Origin of the sequence: Desmospora activa DSM 45169 (assembly GCF_003046315.1) — a bacterium.
GTDB lineage: Bacteria > Bacillota > Bacilli > Thermoactinomycetales > DSM-45169 > Desmospora > Desmospora activa.
Genome location: NZ_PZZP01000002.1, coordinates 139,084 through 165,516 on the forward strand (window position 1 = coordinate 139,084; position 26,433 = coordinate 165,516).

Annotated in this window: 24 protein-coding genes; 8 read left to right on the top strand and 16 right to left on the bottom strand. The window is 47.0% G+C overall.

Annotated elements, in window-relative coordinates:
• Positions 1-43 precede the first annotated feature (43 nt).
• The 3 genes from C8J48_RS13975 to C8J48_RS13985 all read right to left on the bottom strand — a co-directional run bounded on the left by C8J48_RS13975 (position 44) and on the right by C8J48_RS13985 (position 1,491).
• Complete coding sequence (locus C8J48_RS13975) at positions 44-535, bottom strand: PTS sugar transporter subunit IIA (protein WP_107727875.1); 492 nt, start codon at positions 533-535, stop codon at positions 44-46.
• 110 nt (positions 536-645) lie between these two features.
• Positions 646-966, bottom strand: coding sequence for a hypothetical protein (locus C8J48_RS13980; protein ID WP_107727876.1), 321 nt, complete (start codon positions 964-966; stop codon positions 646-648).
• 201 nt (positions 967-1,167) lie between these two features.
• A complete protein-coding gene (locus C8J48_RS13985) occupies positions 1,168-1,491 on the bottom strand; it encodes a hypothetical protein (protein WP_146160501.1) in 324 nt (107 codons plus the stop codon).
• A 245-nt stretch (positions 1,492-1,736) separates the two neighbouring features.
• Here C8J48_RS13985 and C8J48_RS13990 point away from each other — a divergent pair, with 245 nt between their 5' ends.
• Entirely contained in the window at positions 1,737-1,922 is a 186-nt protein-coding gene (locus C8J48_RS13990; RefSeq protein ID WP_107727878.1) for a hypothetical protein, read from the top strand.
• A gap of 76 nt (positions 1,923-1,998) precedes the next feature.
• Positions 1,999-2,136 carry a hypothetical protein gene (locus C8J48_RS18830; RefSeq protein WP_170105557.1) on the top strand — a complete coding sequence of 46 codons (138 nt, stop codon included), beginning with the start codon at positions 1,999-2,001 and terminating at the stop codon, positions 2,134-2,136.
• A 66-nt stretch (positions 2,137-2,202) separates the two neighbouring features.
• On the opposite strand, the gene C8J48_RS13995 is transcribed toward C8J48_RS18830, so the two are convergent.
• On the bottom strand, positions 2,203-3,297 hold the full coding sequence (locus tag C8J48_RS13995) for an N-acetylmuramoyl-L-alanine amidase (protein ID WP_107727879.1): 1,095 nt from the start codon (positions 3,295-3,297) through the stop codon (positions 2,203-2,205).
• Between the two features lie 278 nt (positions 3,298-3,575).
• Between C8J48_RS13995 and C8J48_RS14000 the strand changes: the two genes are divergently transcribed.
• The 6 genes from C8J48_RS14000 to C8J48_RS14025 all read left to right on the top strand — a co-directional run bounded on the left by C8J48_RS14000 (position 3,576) and on the right by C8J48_RS14025 (position 10,960).
• The gene (locus tag C8J48_RS14000; RefSeq protein ID WP_107727880.1) at positions 3,576-5,327 is read left to right on the top strand and encodes a sigma-54-dependent Fis family transcriptional regulator; all 1,752 of its coding nucleotides are present in this window, start codon (positions 3,576-3,578) and stop codon (positions 5,325-5,327) included.
• 328 nt (positions 5,328-5,655) lie between these two features.
• Entirely contained in the window at positions 5,656-6,543 is an 888-nt protein-coding gene (gene dapA / locus C8J48_RS14005; protein ID WP_107727881.1) for a 4-hydroxy-tetrahydrodipicolinate synthase, read from the top strand.
• A gap of 39 nt (positions 6,544-6,582) precedes the next feature.
• Positions 6,583-7,746: an iron-containing alcohol dehydrogenase gene (locus tag C8J48_RS14010; RefSeq protein ID WP_107727882.1), complete on the top strand. Its 1,164-nt coding sequence runs from the start codon at positions 6,583-6,585 to the stop codon at positions 7,744-7,746.
• A 17-nt stretch (positions 7,747-7,763) separates the two neighbouring features.
• Positions 7,764-9,053 (top strand): four-carbon acid sugar kinase family protein, encoded by a 1,290-nt coding sequence (locus C8J48_RS14015; protein ID WP_107727883.1) that lies wholly within the window; start codon positions 7,764-7,766, stop codon positions 9,051-9,053.
• A gap of 21 nt (positions 9,054-9,074) precedes the next feature.
• Positions 9,075-10,082, top strand: coding sequence for a 4-hydroxythreonine-4-phosphate dehydrogenase PdxA (gene pdxA, locus C8J48_RS14020; RefSeq protein WP_107727884.1), 1,008 nt, complete (start codon positions 9,075-9,077; stop codon positions 10,080-10,082).
• Between the two features lie 131 nt (positions 10,083-10,213).
• On the top strand, positions 10,214-10,960 hold the full coding sequence (locus tag C8J48_RS14025; protein ID WP_107727885.1) for an SDR family NAD(P)-dependent oxidoreductase: 747 nt from the start codon (positions 10,214-10,216) through the stop codon (positions 10,958-10,960).
• A gap of 106 nt (positions 10,961-11,066) precedes the next feature.
• On the opposite strand, the gene C8J48_RS14030 is transcribed toward C8J48_RS14025, so the two are convergent.
• The 12 genes from C8J48_RS14030 to C8J48_RS14085 form a co-directional block, all read right to left on the bottom strand.
• Positions 11,067-12,224 (bottom strand): sialidase family protein, encoded by a 1,158-nt coding sequence (locus C8J48_RS14030; RefSeq protein WP_107727886.1) that lies wholly within the window; start codon positions 12,222-12,224, stop codon positions 11,067-11,069.
• Between the two features lie 17 nt (positions 12,225-12,241).
• Positions 12,242-13,642, bottom strand: a complete 1,401-nt coding sequence (locus tag C8J48_RS14035) for a sodium:solute symporter family protein (RefSeq protein WP_107727887.1) — start codon at positions 13,640-13,642, stop codon at positions 12,242-12,244.
• A gap of 471 nt (positions 13,643-14,113) precedes the next feature.
• Positions 14,114-15,496 carry an MmgE/PrpD family protein gene (locus C8J48_RS14040; RefSeq protein ID WP_107727888.1) on the bottom strand — a complete coding sequence of 461 codons (1,383 nt, stop codon included), beginning with the start codon at positions 15,494-15,496 and terminating at the stop codon, positions 14,114-14,116.
• Positions 15,493-16,251: an amino acid ABC transporter ATP-binding protein gene (locus C8J48_RS14045; protein WP_107727889.1), complete on the bottom strand. Its 759-nt coding sequence runs from the start codon at positions 16,249-16,251 to the stop codon at positions 15,493-15,495. The genes C8J48_RS14040 and C8J48_RS14045 overlap by 4 nt, the downstream gene beginning before the upstream one ends.
• A 10-nt stretch (positions 16,252-16,261) precedes the next feature.
• Positions 16,262-16,933, bottom strand: a complete 672-nt coding sequence (locus tag C8J48_RS14050) for an amino acid ABC transporter permease (protein WP_107727890.1) — start codon at positions 16,931-16,933, stop codon at positions 16,262-16,264.
• Between the two features lie 25 nt (positions 16,934-16,958).
• Entirely contained in the window at positions 16,959-17,708 is a 750-nt protein-coding gene (locus C8J48_RS14055) for an amino acid ABC transporter substrate-binding protein (protein WP_425430482.1), read from the bottom strand.
• 149 nt (positions 17,709-17,857) lie between these two features.
• Complete coding sequence (locus tag C8J48_RS14060) at positions 17,858-18,385, bottom strand: GNAT family N-acetyltransferase (protein ID WP_107727892.1); 528 nt, start codon at positions 18,383-18,385, stop codon at positions 17,858-17,860.
• A gap of 174 nt (positions 18,386-18,559) precedes the next feature.
• Positions 18,560-19,867 carry an LLM class flavin-dependent oxidoreductase gene (locus tag C8J48_RS14065; protein ID WP_107727893.1) on the bottom strand — a complete coding sequence of 436 codons (1,308 nt, stop codon included), beginning with the start codon at positions 19,865-19,867 and terminating at the stop codon, positions 18,560-18,562.
• A gap of 205 nt (positions 19,868-20,072) precedes the next feature.
• Positions 20,073-20,990 (bottom strand): DUF6612 family protein, encoded by a 918-nt coding sequence (locus C8J48_RS14070; RefSeq protein WP_107727894.1) that lies wholly within the window; start codon positions 20,988-20,990, stop codon positions 20,073-20,075.
• Between the two features lie 360 nt (positions 20,991-21,350).
• Entirely contained in the window at positions 21,351-23,651 is a 2,301-nt protein-coding gene (locus C8J48_RS14075) for a glycoside hydrolase family 95 protein (protein ID WP_107727895.1), read from the bottom strand.
• A 155-nt stretch (positions 23,652-23,806) separates the two neighbouring features.
• Positions 23,807-24,841, bottom strand: coding sequence for a dienelactone hydrolase family protein (locus C8J48_RS14080; protein ID WP_107727896.1), 1,035 nt, complete (start codon positions 24,839-24,841; stop codon positions 23,807-23,809).
• 260 nt (positions 24,842-25,101) lie between these two features.
• On the bottom strand, positions 25,102-26,373 hold the full coding sequence (locus C8J48_RS14085) for a Gfo/Idh/MocA family protein (RefSeq protein ID WP_107728241.1): 1,272 nt from the start codon (positions 26,371-26,373) through the stop codon (positions 25,102-25,104).
• Between the last annotated feature and the right edge of the window lie 60 nt (positions 26,374-26,433).

Genomic DNA, 26,433 nt, shown 5'->3' on the forward strand with positions numbered 1-26,433 from the left:
TTTAAAGCGGATGGAGGGTTTGATTTATGTTGAAACAAACCGTCTACTCCTTCACAGAAACCGTCAAAATGGTATCTCCCGTTTGTACCGCATCACTGTAATGAGGTTCCAGCTTGTCCACTTTGTCCATATTGGTGATAACAATGGGCGTAATCGTACTTTTGGCCTTCTCCTTCACCAAGTCGAGTGAAAAATCGATGAGCGGATCACCGTTTTTCACCTTGTCCCCTACTTTTACATGGGCGGAAAAGCCTTCTCCTTCCATAGAGACCGTCTCTAACCCGATGTGCAGTAACAACTCCAGCCCATCCGCCGTCTGCAACCCGATGGCGTGGTGAGTGGGAAAGAGCTGTACAACTTCCCCCTCCACCGGAGAATACAATGTTCCCTCCTCAGGCTGGATCGCTACGCCGTCCCCCATCATTTTTTCGGCAAAAACTGGATCTGGCACTTCACTCAAGGCAACCACCCGACCGCGTAACGGTGCTTTTATCACCTGTTCATTAGCGCTTTTTTTAAACCACTTCTTAAACATCGCAATTCCTCCTGATTAACAGCATAAACCGTTCCATCACTACTATACCAAACAGCCGCAGAATTTGACTTCGGCAACCGGATATTATTTGGAATGAAAGCAAGTAATAATCAAATGACTAGTAGCAAATACAGAACAATCCCCAAAATGGGCAAAATAGCCCCCCAATATTCCATCCTAATAAAAAACAACGAATGGAATTCCCGTTGCCCATCCCTTGTGCGAATATGGACTTTTTTATTTAGGAATTTTCCTAGAAAAAAAGTTATGATAGCAGCGAGGAAAAAGCCCAATAACACATATAGATTAGATGCATAGGATTGATCATAAGGAAAGCCGAGCACCTCATACCACAAATAGTTAGAACCACCGACACAAATTCCAAGAATCAGGAGAATTAAAATCCCAAAATTTTTCTGCACTACAATCATTTAAACCCTCATTTCCAAGTACATTTCTATACACGATTATAGCGATATTTCAAACGGAAACAATGATAATAGCCTTAGCCACTGCTGCGTTTATCCCTGCAGGCCTGTACAGTGGTGAAGCCAGCTCCGGTTCTATTAATCATAACAATACCCGACTACCACAGTCCTTCAACTATGGCAATCGGGTAAAATCAAATCCACTCAATCAGCCTTCTTATAAGTACATACCTTTGACTCACCTACTGCTTGTACTTTTAGTCTGTTTTTATCCCGTTCAATATTTAAAACTTGATAAGCAAACCCAAAATCCAATCGATATTTATCATCCCCAATATCTTTCCACTGTGCAACACTACCGAATGCTTCACTTCCACCCTGTACAGTCACCGTATTATCACCGGAAAAAATGAAGCCATCAGCACAGCCGCTCTCATCCTTTTTGGTCGCCTCCCACTCGCCCTCAAAGCCACCACATGCTGTCAACAATGCCAGAGAGCTAAAAACCAGCAATAAACGCTTTTTCAACAATCGCTTCACTTCCCAATCTTTTTTTCGTAAATGTCAAAAATAGAAGAACAACTTAGCATTTTATTCGGAAATATTTTCGATGTCAATGGTAATGGAAAATTCTTCGGAACTTGACGTCACTTTTTTTTGAAAACATTGATTCATTGTGTTTCAACGATGTATACAAGGGGTATATCAATAATGAAAGGGCCGGTCGGGAAGGAAAAATCCTTTAAATTAGCCGGCAAAAGGGGTTGATCAATATGATCAAAACAATGCTAAAGTTAATGGGAATGGGCCCAAAGCGAATTCATTCTCAAATTAAAAAGCCCCTTCATCATCACGGCATCTACAACTATCAGGAGTATGTGCAACTCATGCAGGTGAAGGAAAAAAGCCTGGAGCTACAAAACCAAGACGACTGGATTGATGAATTTAAGGTCGCATAACAAATAAAACCCAAAACAACTGCCAGTATTACGCTGGTAGTTGTTTTTTAATGAACCGAAAAAAATTGAGCAACAATTGTTCTACAAATGGACCAAGACCGACGATGAAGAGAACTTTATGCAAATCGATGAGTCGACAACAATTACCATCGAGGGTGAGGAAGATGAAATCGATGTGCCAGATTACGTGATCAAAAATGCGGTAGAACAATAATCGATCACCGAAAAGGGATGGTGAGTATTAATCACCATCCCTTTTTAAACAGAGGGCTTCCTTCATTTATTGATTGACTAATGTCATATAGCGATTCCAATCCCACAGCGGACCCGGGTCGGTGTGGGTGGCACCCGGCACCTCATTATGCCCGATGATACGATCACGATTCCGCGGAATCGCGAAGGTGTCGCACAAATAGCGCGTCAAATTGGCTGAGGCCCGATACATCGCATCGGTGTACCATCCCGGTTGATCCACATACCCTTCATGCTCAATCCCAATGCTGCGCACGTTATATGACCAGTTACCCGCATGCCAAGCGATGTTTTTGGTACTGACCGATTGTGTGATTTCACCGTCGCTGGAACGGATCACATAATGTGCGCTCACATTGGCACTGGGGTTTTGAAACCAGCTGATCGCGCCGCTGTAGGAACCCTGGGTAGTATGTATCACAACGGTGTCAATATTGTTCCCGTCCGCTTCCCGATTCGCTTCAGTAAAGTTACTGCTGTGGGCAGGAGCCCAACGAACAAAGGGAGCGTCTGCCTTTCCTCCGATTATCGGTATCTCTACATCCTGATACGCCCCTTTTTCCGGGTGCACCGTCGTCGGATGGATCACCAACGTTTCTCCGTCGACTTTCCTTTGTACTCCTTCTTCAATCAATCGAAACACTTCGTCAGCATAGATCTTCGTTACATAATCGTTTTTATAGCCTGCGTATTCCGCCACTACCGTATACCATTGGCCCAATTCTTGCGGAAGCTGACCGTCGTTTTGTTCCTTGGCGATATCGGCGAGAACCGCTGCTGCACCACGAATGTTTTGCTTGATGTCGATTTTAAGTTCATTTTCAGAGATACCGGTCAAACGGCTTGCCGCTTGCAACGTCTGCTGCTCAGGGTTGTCCACCAAATGCATAATTCCATAGCCGTTGGATTGGCTCGGTTTACCCTGGTGATCGTTCCAGCGCGATTCCGCATACCCTACAGCCATCAGCACCTCTACCGGAACCTCGTATTCCGTTGCCGCCTCCTGAAAATAGCGGTTCAAAGAATGCTGTGTCCCATCTGCCGCTGCTGCGGGAACGAACAACGGAACCACCATCCACACGGCAACCAAAACCATCAACACCTTTTTCAGTCGATGTTTCATTCGGCTTTCCCCTTCCCTTTGCTAGTAGTTGAGCAGTATGGTGGAAAACTCTCCTATTATTTGACTGTAATATTTTTATTTACGTGTATTTTATAAAAAATATAGCGAATTGGCAATAAATAATCGCCCTGATAATTGGGTTTTTTTTATTTATATTAGCAAACAAGAGAATAGCACTTTTATTTTAATCATGTTAAACGGCCCTTTTAATGTAAAGGGATCTCATTTTTTGTTATAGTATCACTGTGTTTATTATTGCAACAGAGAAGGTGGAAAAGATGAAAGTCATGGCAATTGCTCCATATGAAGGCCTGAAAGAATTGTTGCTACAACTTGGAGAAGATGAACCATTTGATTTGCAGGTTGAGTATGGGGATTTGGAAGAAGGAGTTCACTTAGCAAAACAGGCCGTGAATAATGGAACCGATATCATTATCAGTCGTGGGGGAACGGCAGAATTAATCCAAAAAGTTGTCTCTATTCCAGTCATTGATATAGAAGTTTCCGGCTATGACCTCTTACGGGTGCTCACTCTTGTGAAGGAGTACACTGGGAAAACGGCCATTGTAGGCTTCCCTCCGATTTCCGAGGGAGCAGCGACGATTTGTGAGATCGCAAATATCGAACTGTCCACATACACGGTAAAAAATGAACATGAAGTGGAGCCGACGCTGCTTGAACTACACAAAAAAGGATACGACATGTTTATCGGTGACGTCATTACGGTAAAAAAAGCGGCAAACCTTGGTTTTAATGCGATTTTAATTACTGCTGGAAAAGAGAGTGTGCATAAAGCCTTTCAACAGGCAAAAAAAACGCATCACTTGTATTCCGCTCTTAAGCAAAACTATGCCATGGCACGCCAAATTCTCGATCATTACCAAGCAGGAATCGTGGTTTATAACCGCTCTGGCCAAGTCGTTTTTACCAATCGCGATTTTAAAGAAAAATACTTGGATTTGTTTGCTAAGGTGATTGATTTAGAGAGTGCTCTTCAAACAGCATTTAAGCAGGAAACGTTTAAAACATTCGTTCAACGTGCAGAGGAAGTTTGGAAAGTAACCGCTTTTCCCATGCAAAAGGATTTCATCGTCTTTCGTGTAATCGATGTAACGAATGAGAATGCACTTACCGGAACAACACTTCTCCCTTCTTCAAACCACAGCAATATGGCGTCTCATCACACCAAAATGAAGCACGCTCTACATCTTGCCGAGATCTATCGTGATCGAGATGAACCCATATGGATTGAAGGCGAAGTGGGAACAGGCAAAGAAAAGCTGGCTCATTTTATCCATTCCAGTAGCAAAAGAGAACCCTATCCTTTACTTCGAATCGATTGTGAGATTGTGCAAGAGGAGCAGTGGCTTCAATTACTTAACATCGAGCACCCTGATGCAACCCTTCTTCACCATGAAATGGGATCGGTTCTTCTTAAAAACATCGATGCGCTCACCCTCTCCATACAGAAGAGGTTGCTCCGTCTCTTAGGTACAAAAGAAGTAGGTTGTCGGTTTATTGCAACATCACGTGAGCCATACCAAACGTTATTAGCCCAAGGTGTTTTTTTAGAGGAGTTATATTATAAAATGGCCCGTTTGACGATCCATCTTCCTTCTTTAAATGAACGAAAAGAGGATATTGAGAATCTAACTCTTTTATTTATCAGTAAATATAATCAGAAGTTCGGTAAACAATGTGTCGGACTGCGTCAGGAGGCTAAAGAAGCGCTTGAAAACTTCCGCTGGAGCGGAAATATCAATCAATTGAAGCAGGTTATTGAAGAAATTGTACTGATATCAGAAGACCCTTATATTGCGGTTGAAGATGTGGAGGCCATCTTAAAAACAAAAAGAAGCGCGACATTTCAAGGATCCTTAAGCTTAAACGGAACGTTAGAAGAGATTGAACGGCGCATCATTAAACAGGTTTGGGAAGAGGAAGGACGTAATCAAACAAGAACAGCGAAGCGATTAGGGATCAATCGAACGACTCTATGGCGCAAAATGAACCTCCCCCGCCTACGCTAACACGAAGAGGCGGGGGTTTCTTGCCACCAAGAGTGCAGACACTTTAGCGTGTATACGGGTTTCTCATACACTCGATCAAAGATCGTAAGTCATCTGAATCCCTAAGCGAGTAACATGTACAATTTTGTACATGAGTCGGAACAGACCCGCTACTACTTCTCGCTGATGCGATCCGTAGATACTTTGCTTCTGTTCGGGGCAAAAAAGTTAAAATGACCCTTTCGTGTTGCTATAATGAACAACAGAATTTATAATATAAAATGAAAGCGGTATGAAGAGAGGGTTATTGTCTAAAAATGAAACAATATTCCCCGAGGAGGGTTGATCGTTGCACATTAAAGGAATTATTCCTGCACTTGTTACTCCCATGACAAGGGAGCAAACGGTTAACGAACCCATTTTACGACAATTGACTAGACGTGTTCTAGATGCTGGTGTGCACGGTGTATTTGCATTGGGGACCAATGGTGAGTTTCATCTGCTTACCGCCGCAGAAAAAGTTCAGATCGCAGCTTGCGTAATGGATGAGGTTGCCGGTAAGGTGCCCGTCATTGTTGGTACTGGAGGTGGCAGTACAGCCGAAGTCATAGCGTTAAACAAGAAAATGGAAGCGTTAAAAATTGATGCGCTGTCCATTATTACCCCATATTTTATTCCAGCTTCTCAAGCAGAAGTGTACACTCATTTTGCAACAATAGCGGAAAACACCTCTCTACCTATTATTCTTTACAATATTCCTGCCCGAACAGGGATCAACCTCGAACCAGAGACAGCAGCGAAATTAGCCCGTATCCCGAATATTATCGGCATAAAAGACAGTAGCGGAAACTTTGCAAACATCGAACAATATATTCATCGAACAAAGCACGAAAATTTTTCCGTTTATGCCGGTACCGATTCGCTCATTTTAAAAGCCTTGCTCGCAGGTGGTAAGGGAGCCATTGCCGCAACGGCTAACATGATTCCGGAGAACGTGGTCGCCATTTATGATCACTGGCTCAAAGGAAATATCGAAGAAGCGACCCAAGCACAAAAAAGCTTGCAACCCCTTCGAGATACCTTTTCCTACGGTACGCTTCCTTCTGTTATCAAAAAAGCCGTAGAACTAACAGGGTTAGCAGTAGGTCCACCACGCCTACCCGTTTCAGAATTATCAGGGGAATCATTAGAAAAAGTAAAGGACATGGTTGCGTACTATAACAAGCTTCAGGGTTAGTTTTCAAACCATCAGTCATACATAGCGAGGTGTAGCAGCGTGAGTGTATACCGATTTCAAACCGTTAATCAAATCATTTCAGGTGAAAACTCCTTGCAATCCTTAGGGGAACATCTTTATACCGTGAACCGTGATATTGAATCGGCATTAGTAGTTACGCAGCCTTTTTGTCTTGAATTGGACTTTATTGATACAATCAAAAATCAACTTCAAGCGCGAGGTATCAAGGTTGATGTGGTCACTGACATTTTACCTGAACCGACTGTGAGTAATATCGAGCGCGTATTTCAGGATATTTGCAACGAAAAGTATGATGTACTCATCGGAATCGGTGGGGGGAGTGTACTTGACGCCACCAAAATTTTATCTGTCTTAAAAACTAATTCCCAGTCGATCCGAGATATGTTGGGAACCGATTTAGTCGAATCGAGCGGCATTCCGACAGTCCTCATCCCAACTACATCTGGAACCGGCTCCGAAGTGACGCCAAATGCGATTGTGACGATCCCTGATGAAGAACTAAAGGTCGGGATCGTAAGTCGCTTTCTGTTGCCCAAACTGGTCATTCTTGATCCAGTCTTAACCTTAGGGCTTCCTAAACCGATTACAGCGGCTACAGGGATGGATGCTTTTACCCATTCGTTAGAATCATTCATCTCAAACAAAGCCAACCCCATGAGCGATATGTTCGCTTTGGAATCGATTCGCCTCATTTCATCCAGTATTGTGGATGCTTATCAAAATGGAGCGGATATAGCAGCTAGAGAAAAGATGCTCCTAGGATCCATGTATGGTGGAATGGCCTTAACAGCGGCAGGCACAGCAGCCGTCCACGCACTTGCTTACCCACTCGGCGGCAAGTACGGAATTCCACATGGTGAAGCAAACTCAATGCTGTTACCACATGTAATGGAAGTCAACATGGAAGCCATTACAGAGCGACTCTCACTCGTAGCTGAACCAATGGGATTAACGGTAAGTGGTCTCACCCCAGAGGAAGCGGCGAAACAAGTGGTTGCACAAATTGTACAGTGGACGGAAACCTTAAATATCCCCCAAAATCTCAAGAAGTATGGCGTACAAGAAGAGGATTTGTCTGCGCTGGCTGTTTCGGCGTCCAAAGTGAAACGTCTATTGGATAATAATCCCAAAACATTAAACCTCAAAGAAATTGAATCCATTTATCGCAAGCTTCTTGCTTAGTAAGGGTGTTCACATTGATGAGAATAGCGGTCATCGCAGATGATATCACAGGTGCAAACGATTGCGGCGGACAGTTGATTCCATATGGCTATGAAGCAACCGTCATGTTAGAGGCCCGCAAAGACGGGTTAGAAAAACGACAGGCTGTTATCTTTAATACCGATAGCCGCTCTGTATCAGAAGCGGATGCCTACCAAAGAGTAAAAGCTACTGCCGAATGGGTAAAGGCAGGGTCGTTTGATGTTATCTATAAGAAAATCGATTCTACCATGCGTGGCAATATCGGACAGGAAATCAATGCAATCCATGATGTTTTCCATCCTGATTTTGTACTGATCGCCCCCTCCTATCCGGAAAATGGGCGACGAGTGGTGGGTGGCATTCACTATGTCAATAACCAGCGACTAAGTGAAACAGAGTTTGGCCAAGATCCCAAAACCCCGGTGCATGAGTCTGACATACGGAACTTGATCAAGAGCCAGTCAAAGCGAAATGTCGGGCATATATCCATTGAAGAGCTGCGTAAGGGCATTATCGCCATGAAGCTCTCTTCTTTTAAGAAACAAGGTATCTCCTATATCGTGGTTGATGCGATCGATGACAGCGATTTAAAAACTCTTGCTCATGCTGCTCGGCATACACCCTACACATTTGTTTGTGCTGGTTCATCCGGTCTGCTTAAACAACTGCCTGCAAGCTTTGGTGTTAGTCCTAGTAATCAAAAACATCGCATCACTGTTCCCGCACAGCCTGCTTTACTGGTGATCGGAAGTGTGAGTAGATCGGGGCGAGAACAGCTTGCTGAATTAAGGCAAATGAGCTCGGTTACCAGTGTAGAGATCAATCCTCAGTCTATCTTACAGGGCGCACAGGAAAAGGAACGTGAGATACAACGAGTCACACAGGTTGCTGCCGATGCTTTCGCAAACGAAGCCCATGTCGCCCTTTATTCATCGGATGATGTAGCAAACACGCAAAAGTTTGGCAAAGAAATGGGCTACACACCAATCGCGATTAGCGATCTTATCTCCAGTTCATTGGGGGAAATAGCCGCCAAGCTAATCAATCGACTCTCCATTCGTCGACTCTTCTTAACAGGAGGAGATACTGCTTACCAGGTGTTCAATCGATTACATGCCACTCAATTTCAACTGTTGGATGAAGTCGAACCCGGTGTGCCGATAGGAAGACTTGACGATGATCGAAACATCTTAGCGGTCACAAAAGCCGGCAATTTTGGCAGCCCACAAGTGATGGTTAAAGCTCTAAAGGTACTGATCGGTAATGAGGAATCGATATCACCGTAAACAAATGACTGGAGGTTCATTATGAAGCCCGTTATTGGAATCACCATGGGGGATGCTGCCGGGATCGGTCCTGAAATTATTGTAAAGTCACTGGCTACCGCATCGATTTATGAGCGGATTCGCCCTATTGTAATCGGCGATGCCAAACAACTGCAAAAAGCGATCGAGCTTACGCAAACAAAGATGACAATTAAACCGGTGACACAAGTAAGCGAGGCAGAGTTCCAATTTGGCAACATCGATAGTATCGATCTTGATTTATTGCCTGTTAACCTCCCTTTCGGCGAAATTTCACCACAGGCTGGGGCTGCAGCCTTTCTATATATCAAAAAAGCGGTTGAACTCGCAAAAAAACGAGAGATTGATGCCATCTGTACTGCCCCGCTCAATAAAGAAGCACTGCACAAAGGCGGCTATCTCTATCCTGGCCACACAGAAATTCTTGCCGAGCTTACGGATACAGTCGATTATTCCATGATGCTCTCTGCACCAAAACTGAAGGTGATTCATCTCACTACGCACGTCGGATTAAAAAAAGCAATCGAATCGATTACACCCGAACGAACGTACACGGTGATCAAACTTGCTCATGAAACCTTGCAGGCAGCTGGATATCGCCGAGCGCGCATCGGGGTATGTGGAATTAATCCTCATGCAGGCGAAAACGGATTATTTGGAGAGGGAGAAGAAGAAAAACAACTGATACCCGGGATCAAGAAAGCCCAATTGGAAGGAATCGATGTTACCGGCCCTCTTCCGGCTGATACACTATTCTTCCGTGCAGCACGGGGGGATTTTGATATCGTGGTTGCCTGTTACCATGATCAAGGGCACGCCCCGGTCAAAGTGCTTGGCTTAGAAGAAGGAGTTAATATCACCGTTGGTCTTAAAGGCGGCATCATCCGCACTTCCGTTGACCATGGAACAGCGTTTGACATTGCAGGTAAAAATATCGCAGATGAACGTAGCATGCTGGCCGCCCTTACAGCCGCAGCCGATCTCGCACCCGTAACGAGAAACTATGACTAGTAAGGGATATTTTCATCCCTGACTACTTGTTTTGTTCATTAATCCGATCAAAAATAGCGGGCAGTGATCTCTTGAAATATGGATCTTACTGCCCGTTGTCGTGTAATAAAATATCGGACAAGGAGGCTACCATGAACCTTGAAAAAAAAGTTGCCGTCATCACAGGTGCGAGCAGAGGAATTGGCAGATCTATCGCTTTAAATTTAGCCAAGCAAGGTGTTCGATTGGTTGTCAATGGAACAAACGTAACACGATTAAACGAACTAGCGGAAGAAATCCATCACGAGGGCCAATCTTGCGTTGTCGTTGCAGGAGATGCCAGTCATGCAGAAACAGCGGCTGATTTGGTGCAAGCCGCTACCAAACACTATGGGAGCATTGACATCCTTGTCAATAATGCCGGTATTAACCTGCGGCGATCCACGCTTGAAACCGAGCTGCAAGAGTGGAAAAAAGTGCTTGATATAAACGTAACAAGCGCGTTTTTGTTGTGTAAAGCGGTTCTTCCTGTCATGATGAAGCAGCGAAAGGGAAAAATTATCAATATCAGCTCAACCACAGCAAAAACTCCCCATAAAAACGCTTCCCCGGCTTATGGGGTTTCCAAAGCAGGACTCAATTATTTAACGATGCATCTTGCCCAAGAGATGGCTGAGCATAATATCCATGTAAACGCGGTTTGTCCTGGACCAATCGAAACCGATATGAGTAAGCAGTGGAGCGAACCGTATCGCGCTGCGGTCATTGATAAAATTCCGCTTAAACGAATTGGAAAATCGGAGAATGTCGCTGACCTTGTCTCCTTTTTGGCTTCTGACTTATCGGATTTTATCACTGGACAAACCATTCATATCAATGGCGGTTCTTATATGAATTAACAAGTGTGATAAAAAGCAGCCACAAAGCCATACATGACTTTGCGGCTGCTTTTATTTGAGATCGTGTCAAAAGCGATTCACACGCCCACCAGTCAGCTTGACTTGTTTATTCTTGCCCTACCCAGTCTTCTGTCACGCGAACATATTTGATGGCTTGCCGATAGTATGTAAAGGCAATATGAATGTAGTCATCCGCTGTCTGTTTAATCGACGGATAGGAGAATTCCCGATTCAACTTATCCTTTGAATTGTTCGTCATGGCATATCCGTCTCCCACTTCGAGGTTTCTTTTTATGGGCCAAGTCACCCCGTTATCCTTTGAAATGGCGATGGTCATTGGAGCTCGCGGCGCTCCCCAGAAAGCCTCCCTCGCTTCTGTATCCACTCTTGTTTGGATATCTTCATCCTCGATATCATCATAGAGTGAAGTCCTTCTTTCCGTGATATTTTCTGCATTCCGATGATTATATACTAACGCCAGATGGCCATTATTTAGTTTTGTTACTTGTATCGACGAATTATTGTTCGGCAGCTCTGTTTGCGTTGGCTCGGTCCAGGATTGTCCGTTATCATCGGAGCGGCTTACATAAATAGAATCTGCCCACCGACTGCGATAGAAAGCAATCAGAGAGCCGTCCCCCAGTTTTTCAATGTTCATATGGACACAACCGGTACTGTTCGGTATCGGTACCTGCTCCCAAGTTCGCCCTTGATCATGTGAGATTTTAACGGCACTGGTATCACGGTTTCCGGTCCACTTTACACCAGGGATGGTCACACAATAGAAAACCGGCAGTAGCCAATCTCCATTATCTAATACAACGATCGGTTGACGGATAAATGTTCCAGGTTGGTCAAATAAGGTGTCAATCTCACTCCACGAATACCCATGATCCCTGGAGATTCGATATCTCACAATCGCTGTATCTTGATTGCCCGATTTTTGAGCAGTGTACATGAGCCATAACTCGTTGTTAGGTGCTTGAAAAAGAACAGGATTCTGTTCTGAACGCGTTGGGTCATTGGAAAGCTTGATGGATGGACTCCACTGATCGGAACCTTTTTTCAACCGAGACATATAAATCGAGATATCGGGTATGCCCTCTTGTGTTCCACCAAACCAAACACACAGCAGATCCCCATTATTCAACGGTAGTAGGTTTGCCGCATGATTTTGGATACAGTCGGTCGGTAAAAAAGCGTCGATACGGCCTTCCTCTGCTTTCAACAGTCCATTGGCTATGATTTCGTTGCTTGAATTCATCGATGAATCACTCCTGTTCATCCTTCTTTTGATTTTAAATGCGTCTTGTTATTCCCACTGATCAATTTGTCGATTACAAGTACGAGAAACGGTACAACAATCGCAATATACATATTATCGATCCCAAATGGATCATCCAGCAGATACCAAGCACTCGTCATTACGCCAGAGGCGGTAAGCCCAATGGTCGCTCCACGGTTTGAGCTAAAATGAGGCAAGTAAAAGCCCATCGCTGCAACGACAGCAATCGATGTTCGCAGCGCTCTTGTAAAAAAGGATAAGGTCAGTAGTTCCGGAGCAAAGGCGACTCCGACTAGTGGCACTATTCCAACAACAATCGATACAACACGCGTCATTTTCAACCGTTGTTCTGGAGACGGCTTCGCTTTTGGAACATAAAAGTCATCCACAATCAAAGTGGTTGTAGCCAGCGCCACTGTAGACACACCCACAAAGATAGAAGCAACGAGTGACGTCGCCACGATCGCGCTTAGAATCGGATTCATGTGCTGCATAAAAACTGGAAACGCATACAATGGATCAATCTCTGGATACAGATACCTTGCTGCCACTCCAATAACCCCAATCGCAATCGCCAGCGGCAGACACAATAACGCCGCATATAGAGTGGATCGTTTTGCCTCTTTTGCACTCCGAGATGAGGTAATCGCTTGAATAATAAATTGAGTAGCAAAAATCGCCCCCATATTACCGATAAACCAAGCAAAAATTGTCCCTGCCCCAATCGTTCCATCCCATGTAAAGTAATGTTCAGGTAAAGCAGCCACCATCGGATCGAATCCACCAGCAAGATGCAGTGCGACACCTACTGTAATCATAATTCCTGCATACTTCACAGCAGAGTGTAAGATGGTTACCCATGCAACCCCTTTCATTCCACCGAATGTAAAGTAGAATGTACTAACAATAGCGATAATAATGGCCGATGTCATCAAAGGCATACCCAATATGGAGACGATAGCTGCGGAGCCACTCAAATAATTACCGAGGTTCACTAAGAGTAACGCAACAATCATGATCAGCGAAACAACCACTTTGGTCGATTTCCCATATTTTTCAGCGATAATGCCGGATATCGTATATTGCCCGGTCTTATAAAACTTATCGACCAGAAAAAAGGTAAAGATAAAAAAGGCAGCAGCAACAGTGACAACCGACCACGAAGCCGAAATCCCATTAATAAAGGCTGACTCAGCGGTCCCTATTGTTGATTTTGTACCGATAAACTCCGACATCATGAGAATACCCACAACGATAGCAGGCAATGATTTAGCGGCATTATTGAACTCCGCATTTGATTTACTCCGTAACCTTATGGTTAGCCAAGTAGTAAAAAGTATATAGATAACAATAACGGCCAATATAAAGGTAATGGTACCAGGACTCAATAAATCCATGTTTTAACCTCCTAAATTCATATAAGTAGTATCTATCAACCTGATTGATAACAATCGGTCACACTTGCAACATCCTATATGTAAAGAGAGAATTTCGATTGTAACCAACTCTCTTATAGTTGTAAGCGCAATCAAAATTGATACAGCTAATGTAATATCGTTTCATTTTGAAACACATTCAATGAATAAAGCGCTATCATATGCTCATTATAAATCTTCCACGCTATAAATAGCAACACTTTTGTTGTATTCCCGTAGTGATTCCTCACCTTAAGAGCCTAGGCAGTGGGCCGCTATTCATAACTTCCAATGAACCTCCCCCACCTGCGGGTGGCAAAAGCCATCCCTTGTCTGACACGCCATTCCTCTCACCGCTTATAGAAGCGGGAGACTTCTTACGCAATAGGTTAAAAAAGAGGCGAAACCACTTCAACAGTGGCTTCGCCTCTTTTTTAAATGCGTACAACTCTATTACAAGCGCGAGGTGATCGATAATAAGAAGAGTAACTGCTGCAAATCTTCTTTTCCTTTTAAAGCGGATACCGTTCCTATAATCCGTTCCGCTCGATCCGGTTCACCTGCTAAGGCATGCTCCAATTTCTGCCGTAGCTCCTCTGAAGATAACGGCTGACCCGGTGCACCCTTGGGCCGGTCGATGCGCTCACAATAAGTGGTACCGTCAGTCGTCGTAACCGCTACAATTGTAAAGCGGCCTTTGGGTACGGCATGGGGTACCGGGGATAGTTTGGCATCATAGCTTCTGTGAATACGGGGCAAAAATCGCTTTATCTCTTCTGCAAGCGGGGCTTTCGTAAAGTTATCCAAGGATAAGGGATAACCGTTTAAGGCCAGTGCCACCACATATTCAACACTAAACCGGCCTTCCTCCCCCGTTTGCGGCTCTCGTTCAACCAAAGCTGCATCTCCATCAGGAGGAAAAATAATCTCCACTTTCTCAATATCCTGTGGGGAAAGTTTGTTTTTCTCCCGCAATCGGACCGCTGCATCTGCGGCATGATAGGCAGCTGAGCAAAAGGGATACCGTTTAAACCAAAGGCCGGGTGTCACGATTTTCCACGGCTCTCCCCAGCCCTCCACCAATAACCGCTTCGCTCGATCCTGATCGCCATCTCCATATAAGCCAAAAAAACCCAACTGACCATCCAGCGCTTGCCGGGTTCCAGCAAAGCCTTCTTCCGCCAGCTTCAGAGACAAAAGCGCCGCATGGGCAGCTAAACCGGGATGCAACGGTTTCATCTCTGAACCGAATTGGATGCGTAATCCACTCGCTTGCGTCGCTGCAAATCCGATCACTTTTTCCATCGCCGCTTGTGAAAAACGCTTCAGATAAGCAGCCGCAACCGCTGCCGCAATCCCCCCCAGCGTCGCCGTATTGTGCCACCCTTTTACATAGTGGTCAGGGCCAATCGCTTGCCCCAGTCTAGCCATCGTCTCCACGCCGATCACATAGGCGGCCAAAAATCGCTCTCCACTCGGTTTTTCTGTCGCCGCCACCGAAATCAGTGCAGGCAAAATCACAGTGCTGGGATGACCGCGCACATCGGAGTGAACATCATCATAGTCGAGAGCATGTCCGATCAAGCCGTTTAGTAGAGACGCTTGCAAAAAACTTACCTTTTCCCCCTGCCCGATGACAGGGACCTGTGCATGTCCACCTTCCGCTTTTACCACTCTCCACAGTTTGGCGATTGCTTCCTCATCACGAGCCGCAAAGCTGGAAGCGAGAAAATCGATCACCCCTAAGCGAGCGGCAGCAAACGCCTCCGCGCTTTCCTCAGGGTGCGAGGAAAGCGCCAGACGGGCCAATTCTCTAGTCAGCATTGATTCGTTCATATTTCATACTCCGGTGCAGTGGGAGAACCAATTTGTTGCAAAAATTGCTTGGTTCGCGGATTTTGCGGCTGATCGATCAACGCATGCGGAGGTCCTTCTTCCACGATTTTACCGTCCGCCATAAAGATGACATAATCGGCCACTTCCCGGGCAAATGCGATTTCATGGGTTACAATCACCATCGTCGTCTGTTTTTCCGCAATCGACTTGATCACCCGCAACACTTCCGAAACCCGTTCGGGATCGAGGGCCGATGTCGGTTCATCCAACAGGATCGCATGGGGATCAACCGCCAGCGCCCGGGCAATACCCACCCGCTGTTGCTCTCCACCTGACAAGGTGATGGGATAGTTGTCCGCCTTGGGGGCGAGACCAACCTGTTCCAACAACGAACGGCCGATTGTTTCGGCTTCGCTCGCTGTCATCTTTTTCGTTACCAGTAATGACTCGGTCACATTTTGTAAGGCGGTTTTATTTTTAAACAGGTTATAGTTTTGGAATACCATCGCCGTCTGCTGACGGAGGAGATGGGCTTCTTTGCGGGTGTATTGCTGCGCATCCAGGGTGGCGTCACCGATTTCGATGAGACCGCCGTCCGGTTTTTCCAATAGATTGAGGCAGCGCAACAGTGTCGATTTTCCCGAACCGGATGGCCCGATAATCGCCACTACTTGTCCACGCCCCACCTCAAAGCTGATACCGTCCAATACGACGAGATCGTTAAATCGCTTTTGCAAATCCGTTACCTTAATCATCGGTACGCTCCTATTTCTCATAGGGTTTGCTGATTTTTCGCTCCAGCCATTCCTGCAAAATGCTGTACACAATCGTAACCGCCCAATATACAATCGCCACCGCCAAATAGGTTTCAAAGAAACGTAGCGACTCAGAAGCCATCATTTTCCCTTGGGCAAACAGTTCTGCCACGCCGAGGGTAAAGGCCAGCGACGTTTCTTTGATCAGTTGGATAAATTGATTGCCCGTACCGGGTAGGGCGATCCGCGTCGCCTGCGGCAAGATGATGCGACGGTACGCTTGCACGCGTGTCATTCCGACGGACAGGCACGCCTCCAATTGCCCTTTATCCACCGAATTTAACGCGGCGCGGAAAATTTCCGCCAGATAAGCGGATTGTTTGAGACTTAAACCGATGATGGCCGCCGTTAGCGCATCCATGGTACTAAATGAAGGAAACAGCTGCGGCAATCCATAATAGATTAAAAATAACTGCACCAATGTGGGTGTGCCGCGAAAAAAAGAGAGGTAAACATTGGCCAACGGATAAATGACCGGAAGTCGATTCTGGGTGATCAGCGCCATCAATAAACCGACGACAACGGCAATCACCATGGAAACGACCGCCATCAACAAGGTTAGCGGAAGGTACTTAATTAGCGTAGGGAAAACATCCAACATATACTGCACATCAAAGTTCATTTTGGCTTGTACACCGCCTATATGCTCATTCCTCTTCTTTTTTGACCGTTACATCGTCTTTAAAGTATTTTTCTGACAAGGTTTGTAGTGTTCCGTCCTCACGCAGTTCGGCTAACGCTTGATCTACCTTTTCTCTCATTTCGTCATGCGCTTCATCTTTTTTAAAGGGCAACGCAACTTCTTCATAGACAAAGGGGTCGCCAGCCAGTCGCAACGGAAGTTCACTTTTTTCAATCTGTGCGATCAATACGCTGCGTGCATTTACATAGGCATCCACCCGTCCGTAAGCCACATCGTTTAACGTACCTTCCTGTGTTTCATAGGTACGGATTTTGATCTTCTTATCGGGATCTTGTTTTTCCAAGTTCTTGGCGTGATTGGATCCCAACACCGCCGCCACTGTCTTTCCTGCTAGATCATCGACGGAGTTGATCGTTTTGTTGTCCTCTTTGACCACAATCTGGGAACCAGCATAGGCGTAAGGATCGGTGAAATTGTACTTCTCTTTTCGTTCCTCTGTAACCGCCACTTGATTGGCGATCGTATCTAGCTTGCCCGCTTCTAGTTGCCCCATCAAGCCGCTAAACTCGGTCAACTGCCATTCCAACTCATAACCGAGCTTATCCGCAACGGCTTCCATCACTTCCACATCAAACCCCTTTAACTCCTCGCCTTCTTTATAAGCGAAGGGGTAGCTCTGTCCTGTCGCTCCTACCCGCAACACTTTCTCGTCTCCAGATGCACTTTGACCGCACGCGGTCACCACCAATGCCATCACTGTCAATAAACCGACCAACCAACCTTTTCTTCTCACTGTCGTCTCCTCCTATGGTTAAAAATGACTCTCCACGCCTTTAGCTTCGAGGGTGGCTTTACCACTGAACTCTCCCCTTGGTGGGGGAACTGAAAAATTTCGTGTCCTAATCATTTTCCACTTAACTCATGACCGGTCTGTAGCAAATCCGACCGCAAAACTTTGCGCAGATATATCGTAATATGCCCTTTTCCTAGATCCTTTTCGCCGACGCGTTCATAGCCTCTGCGTTCATACATCCGGATTAGCCATGGATGCTTATCCGCCGTTCCCAGGGTTACCGCCGGTGCTTTCCATTCATCGCGTATTACCGTTGTTTCCACCCAGCTCAGCAACTTTGAACCGATTCCTTTTCCACCCAGTGTCGGATCAACGGCAAACCACCAGATATGGGGTAAACCAAGAGGCCCCGGTTGCGGTCCCCAGGGCATGCGAATGGAAACCGTGGCGATGATGCGTCCGTTTTCTTCCATCACATAACAGACATTGTTGTGTATGTTTTGTTGAACGAGAGCGATGTCCGCCGTCGCTGCCGCAAAATTGATCCCCAACTTACGATTCGGTTCATACGCCCCCAATGATAAAGCATGAAGTTCTTCCGCATCTTCCAATGTAGCCAATCGAAAGTGTTGTCCCATTGATCCGCACCTCAAACTTCCCCGATATAACCCATCATCATTTTATATAAGGGTAATAGTCGGAGTAAATTTCCGTTTTCACTCCGCACTCGCCAGCACCCGGCTCACCTTGATCACTTTGATCCTCGATCTTGCAATGCTTGGCTTGAGTCTCGCCTATCGTTGGTAGCAATTCTACGGCTTTTTTAATCCGAGATGATCTCGTAGTGTCTTTCCTTCATATTCCCTGCGGAATAATCCACGCTCTTGCAAAATGGGCACAACCTGTCCCACAAACAGCTCCAACCCTTCCGGCAACAGCGGTGGCATGAGATTGAAGCCATCTGCTCCCTTTTGTGTAAACCACTCTTCCATTCGGTCCGCCAGTTGTTCCGGTGTACCGATAAAAATATGATGTCCCCTCGACCCCGCCACTTTTTTATACAATTGGCGAATCGTCAAGTTTTCTCGCTGCGCCATCTCTTTAATCAGTTGAGAGCGGCTTTTGACGGCATTGGACTCCGGCAGCTCAATCTCCGGTAACGGTCCATCAAGCGGATACGGCGTTAAATCGACCCCTCCCATAGCGGTCGATAATATCTTTAAACCGACAGAAGGGATGATGAGATCTTGTAATTCCTCATATTTTTCCTGTGCTAGTGCTTCGGTTTCAGCGATTACCGGAAAGATGCCGGGCATGATGCTTACTTCCTCAGGCAAACGGCCTTGGGAGGCAACTTTCTCCTTTACACTCCGGTAAAACGCTTGTGCACCAGCGAGATGGTTTTGCGCGGTAAAAATCACTTCCGCCGTTTGAGCTGCCAACTGCTGCCCCGACTCCGATGATCCCGCCTGTACAATGACCGGATGTCCCTGGGGTGAACGTGCAATATTTAAAGGCCCACGAACGGAGAAAAACTCACCCTTGTGATTCAGTTCATGCAATTTGTCCGGATCGAAGAAAACACCACTCTCCTTATCCCGTACCAAGGCATCTTCTTCCCATGAATCCCACAAGCCTTTTACCACTTCCACAAACTCTTGCGCACGCTGATAGCGCCGACCATGCTCCAAGTGTTCTTCCTTGCTAAAATTGGCCCCGGTTGCAGGAATGGACGAGGTGACGACATTCCAACCGGCACGACCATTGCTGATATGATCCAGTGATGCAAATTGACGTGCAGTATGAAACGGTTCACCATATGTCGTCGATGCCGTCGCCACCAGTCCGATGTTGGAGGTAACTTCAGCCAAGGAGGATAACACCGTCAACGGTTCAAATCGTGCCAAAATATTGGGATGGGAATGCGGATCAATCGATAAACTGTCCGCTAAAAACAACATATCCAGCTTCCCACGTTCGGCTGTTTGCGCCAATCCCTTCAAATAAGAAAGATTCATGGTGCCATCCGCTTGGGCTTGTGGGTGGCGCCAGGAAGCGACATGATGTCCGGTTCCAGCGATAAAGACTCCAATTTTTATGTGTGATCGTTGTTTCCCCATTCTGTATCAGACCCCTAAGGATATAATTATTAATTCCTATTCGCTTAATCGGTTTTAGGTATTATAGGGTCTGCTCAATCCGTATGTCAAGATATAAAAGGGTTCTACACTGCACCAAAAAAAGGGTATCGGTTCAAAACCGACACCCCTTTTTGTTAAGTTTTACTCTCGTCATTTGTTGCCGGCAGCTACGATTGTTGAGGACTTATCCGCCGAAGTTAGGCATTTGTTTTTGCAAGTATTCTTCGAAGTCAACCGCATTGTTTTTCACATCGTCCGGAACGGTTACCTTATCCCCTTTATATTCAATCGCCTGTGATGAGTTTGTTTCATGTTTCGACTTCATGACCGCACTTGGATCTTGTGGTGAGGCCTGTTCCGTTTCTATCACTTGGCGCACTTGTGCTTTTTTCATTTCAAAGCTCTTCTCATCAATCCAATATTTAAATTCAAATTCCTTTATTTCCTGACCCGCTTCTTTCGCTTTCGCTAATTCTTCTTCGTCCATTACCAATTGAGCTGCTTGATCTCCACTCAGTTTGGCGTGAATGATATAAGCACCGTCTTCACGGGTCATGGATAGATCGTCACCCAGGTTCTTCAATTTGTCGATCATCTTCTGAAACGCATCTTCTTCCTCTTCTTCCGTCGGCTCTTCTACTTCAGGTTCTTCTTCCGTAGATTCTTTATCGCCGCCACTTTTTGTCCAAGTGCCATCCTCTTTCAGTGAATAATAGATATCATCTACAAAATAGCTTTCGATCGGTGTTTCCTGGTTCTCGGCTTGCACTTCACCTTGCACCGTCTGTTTATGAATGGTTTCTGTGCCTTTGGTGTAACTGGCATAAGGCTCAAAATTTCTTACTGTTGTCTCTTTCGCTGTACTATCTCTAGATGAGACGATTTGGCCATTGGATTCCGTTTCACTTTTTGAGCGTACGGTGGATTGAACCGTCTGGGTCTTATCCTTATTCTTTTCCGATGTTTCTCTGGTCTTCGTCAACACTTCTTCCAGAGTGAGATCTTTGCCAGGTAAGAGTCCACCTCCGCCTGAAGCCCCACCACCAGAACATCCGGCCAAAACAAAAACAGCGGCCATCGACAGATAAAGCAGTTTTCTCATGTTTGTCCACCTTCCAAATATGTAATGTGTGTTTAATGCCAACATGGAATAATGGCATCAAGCAAAGAGTTAGTAAAAAGAAGAAAAAACTAGTAGTGCACTTCCATCATACAAGATAGAATCCAAAAAAAAAAGAGAGGATGAATAAAACCCTCCTTTTTTAGTAGACAACAGGAAGTGATATTGTCCCCTTATTTTGACATGATAGGGCTTCAATCGCCTGTTACTGGGCTTTTTAAATTATTAGTGAAAACCTTATGAAACTAGCTATTATTAGAAAATAGAGTATCTTTTACAATCAAATCAGCTTGGATCAAAAAAATAATCAGCGGAGATGGAAGTATCCCCACTGATTGACATTTACGTGATCCCCCGGATTACCACCATTTCACCGGGATCAACCATAAACTCGATCACATTTGTTTCTGGACGTTGCCACATCCGCTCCCCTTCCCCGTCTACACCCGTGGTAGCAATAATCACCGGAAGCGGTGTGCGTAAGCGGCACTTTTGCTGCACTTGTGCCCGTAAACGGGTTTCTGTCAGGGTGCCGTCTACCCAGCTGATATCCACCTCATATCCGCCACGGGCACGCAATCCGGAGACACGGCCGGAAGGCCACGCCTGCGGCAGTGCAGGAAGGAGGTGAATCTCCCCTGAGTGGCTTTGCAACAACATCTCTGCGATACCGGCAGTGCCGCCGAAATTGCCGTCAATTTGAAATGGCGGATGATTGTCAAACAGGTTGGGTAAAGTGGAATGGCGAAGCAGCTCCAACAGATGGTGGTACGCTTGTTCTCCGTCCTCCAGCCGGGCCCACATATTGATAATCCATGCCCGACTCCAGCCGGTATGACCGCCACCGTGGGCTAACCGCCGCTCCAGTGTTTTGCGGGCACCGGCGGCTAAATCAGGCGTTTTCCGCAGGGTGATTTCGCTGCCGGGATGAAGGGCAAACAGCTGGGAGATATGGCGATGGCCCGGTTCTTTCTCCTCATAATCCTGGATCCATTCTTGAATTTGACCCCATTTGCCCCGTTGCGGTTGAGGAATTTTTGCCAAAGCCGTTTGCATCTTTTCACGAAAATCGCGATCCACCCCGAGGATCTCCCCTGCCTGGATACAGCGCCGGAACAGTTCTCGGATCAATTGGCTGTCCATGGAAGGTCCGGCACACAAGGTTCCCGACTCCCCATTGGGTAACAGATATGTATTTTCCGGTGAAACCGATGGACATGTCACCAAGCTTCCATCCGGCATCTCCATCAAAAAATCGAGATAAAACTGTGCCGCCTCTTTTAGCGTATCGTATTTCTGCTCCAAAAACGAGCGATCACCGCTAAAAGCATAGTGCTCCCACAGATGAAGACAAAGCCACGCCGCACCCATTGGCCAATGCGTCGCCGGCAGATAATCGTCCGTCGGTGCGGTATCCCCCCAGATATCAGTATTGTGATGGGCGACAAAACCATCACAACCGTACATCTTCCTCGCGGTGACGCGCCCGTTGGGACGCATTCGTTCAATTAAGTCAAACAGCGGTTGATGACATTCCGCCAGGTTACCGATTTCCGCCGGCCAATAATTCATCTCCGTATTGATGTTGATTGTATATTTGCTGCCCCAGGGAGGGTCCATCTGTTTATTCCAAATGCCCTGCAAGTTTGCGGGCAATGTGCCGGGACGACTGCTGGCGATCAACAAGTAGCGACCAAATTGAAAGTATAAGGGAAGTAAACCCCGGTCTTCCGCTCCCCCCTGGACGCGTGCCAACCGCTCATCGGTCGCCAGCCGTGACAATTTTGCTTCGTCTTCATCATCCAAGCTTAGTTTTACCCGCTGAAACAATGGCGCATAATCCTCGAAATGGCGCTGTTGAAGCTGTTCATACGGTTGAGCCGACGCCGCTGCCACCATAGCGAGACAGACGGCTTCCGGATCTTCATGTCGAAACGTGGTCTCTGCACCCATTAGCAGGACAACGCTATCTGCTTTTTCAATCAGGATGCTCTCACCGATCGTGCGAACGGTTCCCCCTTGAACCGTTGCCGTCAGCACCATCCGCAAATCAGAACCGCCGCCACCGCAGTTTCCCCGCATCACCAAGGTATTCCCGTTGACCGAGACAATTTCATCGATCGCTTTATTATTCTCCCTGGAAAGACGGGCGACCAAGGAAACGTTCTTCGGCTGATCCGACGCAATACGGGTAACCATCACTTGATCGGCAGCACTACAAAAGTGTTCCCGTGTATAAGAAACATCCCCAACACGATAGCGCACGGTTACCATCGCTCGTTCCAAATCCAGTTGGCGGCGATAGTCTTCCCCTTCTCCATGGTCAAAATCAAGCCAAATATCCCCCAGTGTCGCATAATGGCGCTCTTGTACCGGCACACCGTTTAGTGCCAATCGCGCCAACCGATGTGCTTCTTGGAGGCGACCTGCCACAAGCAAGCGGCGAATCTCCGGCAAATGCTTCAACGCATCCGGATTGTTGCGATCACGGGGACCACCGTACCAGACAGAGTCCTCATTCACCTGTAACCGCTCCCGCTCGGTACGACCAAACACCATCGCGCCTAGACGTCCGTTTCCAAGCGGCGACGCCTCATTCCAATCCGTAGCCGGTGCGCGATACCAGATCATATTGTGGCTCATCAACATTACTCCTTTCGAGAAAAACACCCCCATATGGGCAGCGGTAAAGCTTTCTCCAAGGAAGTGTCTAATATATTGCTGATAGGAGCTGCTTCGCCCGCTAAACAGACCGGCGGGGGGACCATGGCAATCAATAAGCACAAAACGATTCACCTTCAGGATGTTATCAGCATCCGCTTCAACCAATCATATGCTTTTTCGCCGTTAATCTTGTGGCCGCCGGCAAACAGATTCGCATCCAGACACTCTTTCGCCCGATAGTATCCATAGATTTGTTTTAACTGGGAGAGAGCCACTTTCACTTGATCAAGGGGAAACAAATGATCAGCGGTGCCTGCTTCGATAAAAAGGGGACGGGGTGCGATTAAGCCGATCATCTCCGGCATCTCGGCATTATGGAGAATACCGGGCAGATAATTGTCGAGGCAGTGGCGGCGGGCCATGATGCTGCCGGCGAAGGTGTTTGTATATCCGGAAATGACCGTCGCCGTAATCCGTTTATCCATAGCCGCAGTCAAGGCGGCGATCATCCCGCCGGTGGAAAAACCTATACAACCGATTCTGTCGGCATCAACCTCTGCTCGCCCCTGCAGATAATCAAGGGCCCGCATCGCCTCCGCCACTCGTAAACCGGCCAAGGTGCGTCCAAACAGCAGCAGCTGCGAGGCGAGGCGATAGCAGGAGTTTTCACCCGGTTTTGCCTCCTTATCTTCTTTCAACCTGCGGTCACCGAAGCCGATGTTCTCCGGAACGATCACCACCAACCCCCGCTTTACCAAGGACAGCGCAAAGCGGGAGTGGCTTCCCTCCTCCCCGCTTTCCGTTCCATCCGGATTTAACCCAACCGCTTCTATGCTGCCATAACCGTGCCCGTGAAGGGCTAATACGGCGGGAACGCTTCCGCGTCGTTCCTTTGGAATCAACACATACGCCGGTACGCGCAGATGCCGCAGTGACGTATATTCCACCCGTTCCCGGATAAAAGCGGGATACTCCTTTTGTTCCAGCCGGACAGGACGAAGCTCCGGCGGTGAGGGATCGTGAAAGTCGCCGAGAGCCGCCCGCACTCGCTCTTTGATCTGTTCCCGTTGTTGCTCCCAACCCTGTTTGTGCCGCTCCGCCTCACGTTTCATCTGATACTGTTGCGCCAATTGTTCCAGGTAGTGATCAGGCCGCCAATTCGAAGTCATTCTGCCCCCTCCTTCCACGCATTCCTTCAATGCGCCTTTCGCTCCAGAGCATCTGGCAATCGATATCGATTGGGAGGGAAATTTCCATAAAAGTGTTACACTCAACTAATTTAAGTCTCATTGCTCTTGTTGTTTGCAAAGTGACATAAGAACTGTCCGCTTTTCGCTCCCGATTATGGGAGCGGTGGTACGGTTATATTTTTTATAATCAAGCCCTTTCGCGTGATCCAGAATCCATTGTCTTCGCGACCCACAATCGATCACCGCCTCGATCCGCTCTGCACTCCTTCCACCTGAAGCAACTCCGCGATGGAGACGGGACGGTGTTCTTTAACCGAGCGCCAGACGGCTTCCCCTGTCGCTACCGCCAAGGCGCCGTCTTCACTGTTGGACAAGATCCGATACGGACGTGCCGGGTCATCCCCTAAGAACAAGTCTTCCTGTAACACGGGATCTCCTCCGCCGTGTCCGCCTTCCCGTTTGACCACATGGATGATCTCTTTCGATCCAAACAGCGGGAAGTAATCGACCGTCTGCTCTGGAAAGGGAAAAGGAACACGATTGGGCACATGATACTCCGTCGTTTCCAGCCGTCCTTTTGTCCCGTTAATCGCCAAACGGTATCCTTCATAGGGCAAAGAAAAGTTGATCGAATAACTGAGCAGGGCACCACCGTCATATTTGATTGTAGCCGTGTACGTATCCTCGATATCGATTTCCCCGTCAAACATGCATTGGTCGGGGCGATAGTCGCTGTATTGTTCCGCCGCAGCCACCCTAGCCGAACTGGAGAGGTGATCATCTTCTACTTGGGTATGTTGACTGCGGGAATTCCAGCGGCGGTAGTAGGCACAATGCAGTTTGTCCGTACAGGTGGCGCAAACCCGCCCTTCCGCTTTGCGCGGATTCCACTCTCCCTCCGGCCCATAGTAATGGAGGGCACCGTGGGCAAACACTTCCACTGGCTTCTGATCCAGCCACCAATGAACCAAGTCAAAATGGTGGGAGCTCTTGTGAATCGACAAACCGCCGGAAAATGTTCGCATCCGATTCCACCGCTGAAAATAGCTGGAACCGTGATAGGTGTCGATATACCAGTTGAGATCGACAGAGGTGATCCGCCCCAACTTACCCGCCATCACCATCTCTTTAATTTTGGTATGAATCGGGCTATAGCGATAATTAAAGGCGACCATCACCCGACCCTTACTCTCTTTTTCCGCCGCTAAAATCCGGCGACAATCCGCTGCTGTCGTCGTCATCGGCTTTTCGGTGAGAATATCCAAATCATAGGTTAACCCGTTTACAATGTAATCGGCGTGAGTATCGTCCCTACCGGTCACAATCAGCACATCCGGTTTGGTTTGCGCAATCATCTGTTCAAACTCCTGTGGCGCAAACTCCGGTACCTCTTTCAACTGAGAAAAGCGATGTTTACATACCTCATGCCGCCGTGGATCGCGATCCAACAGCGCGACGACAGCACTATTTTGACCGAAGCGCTCCAGCATGGGCGCGATAAACATCGACATCGCTCGGTTACTGACACCGCAGACTGCATATTTTTTTACGCTCAAGGCCTTCACCCTCTC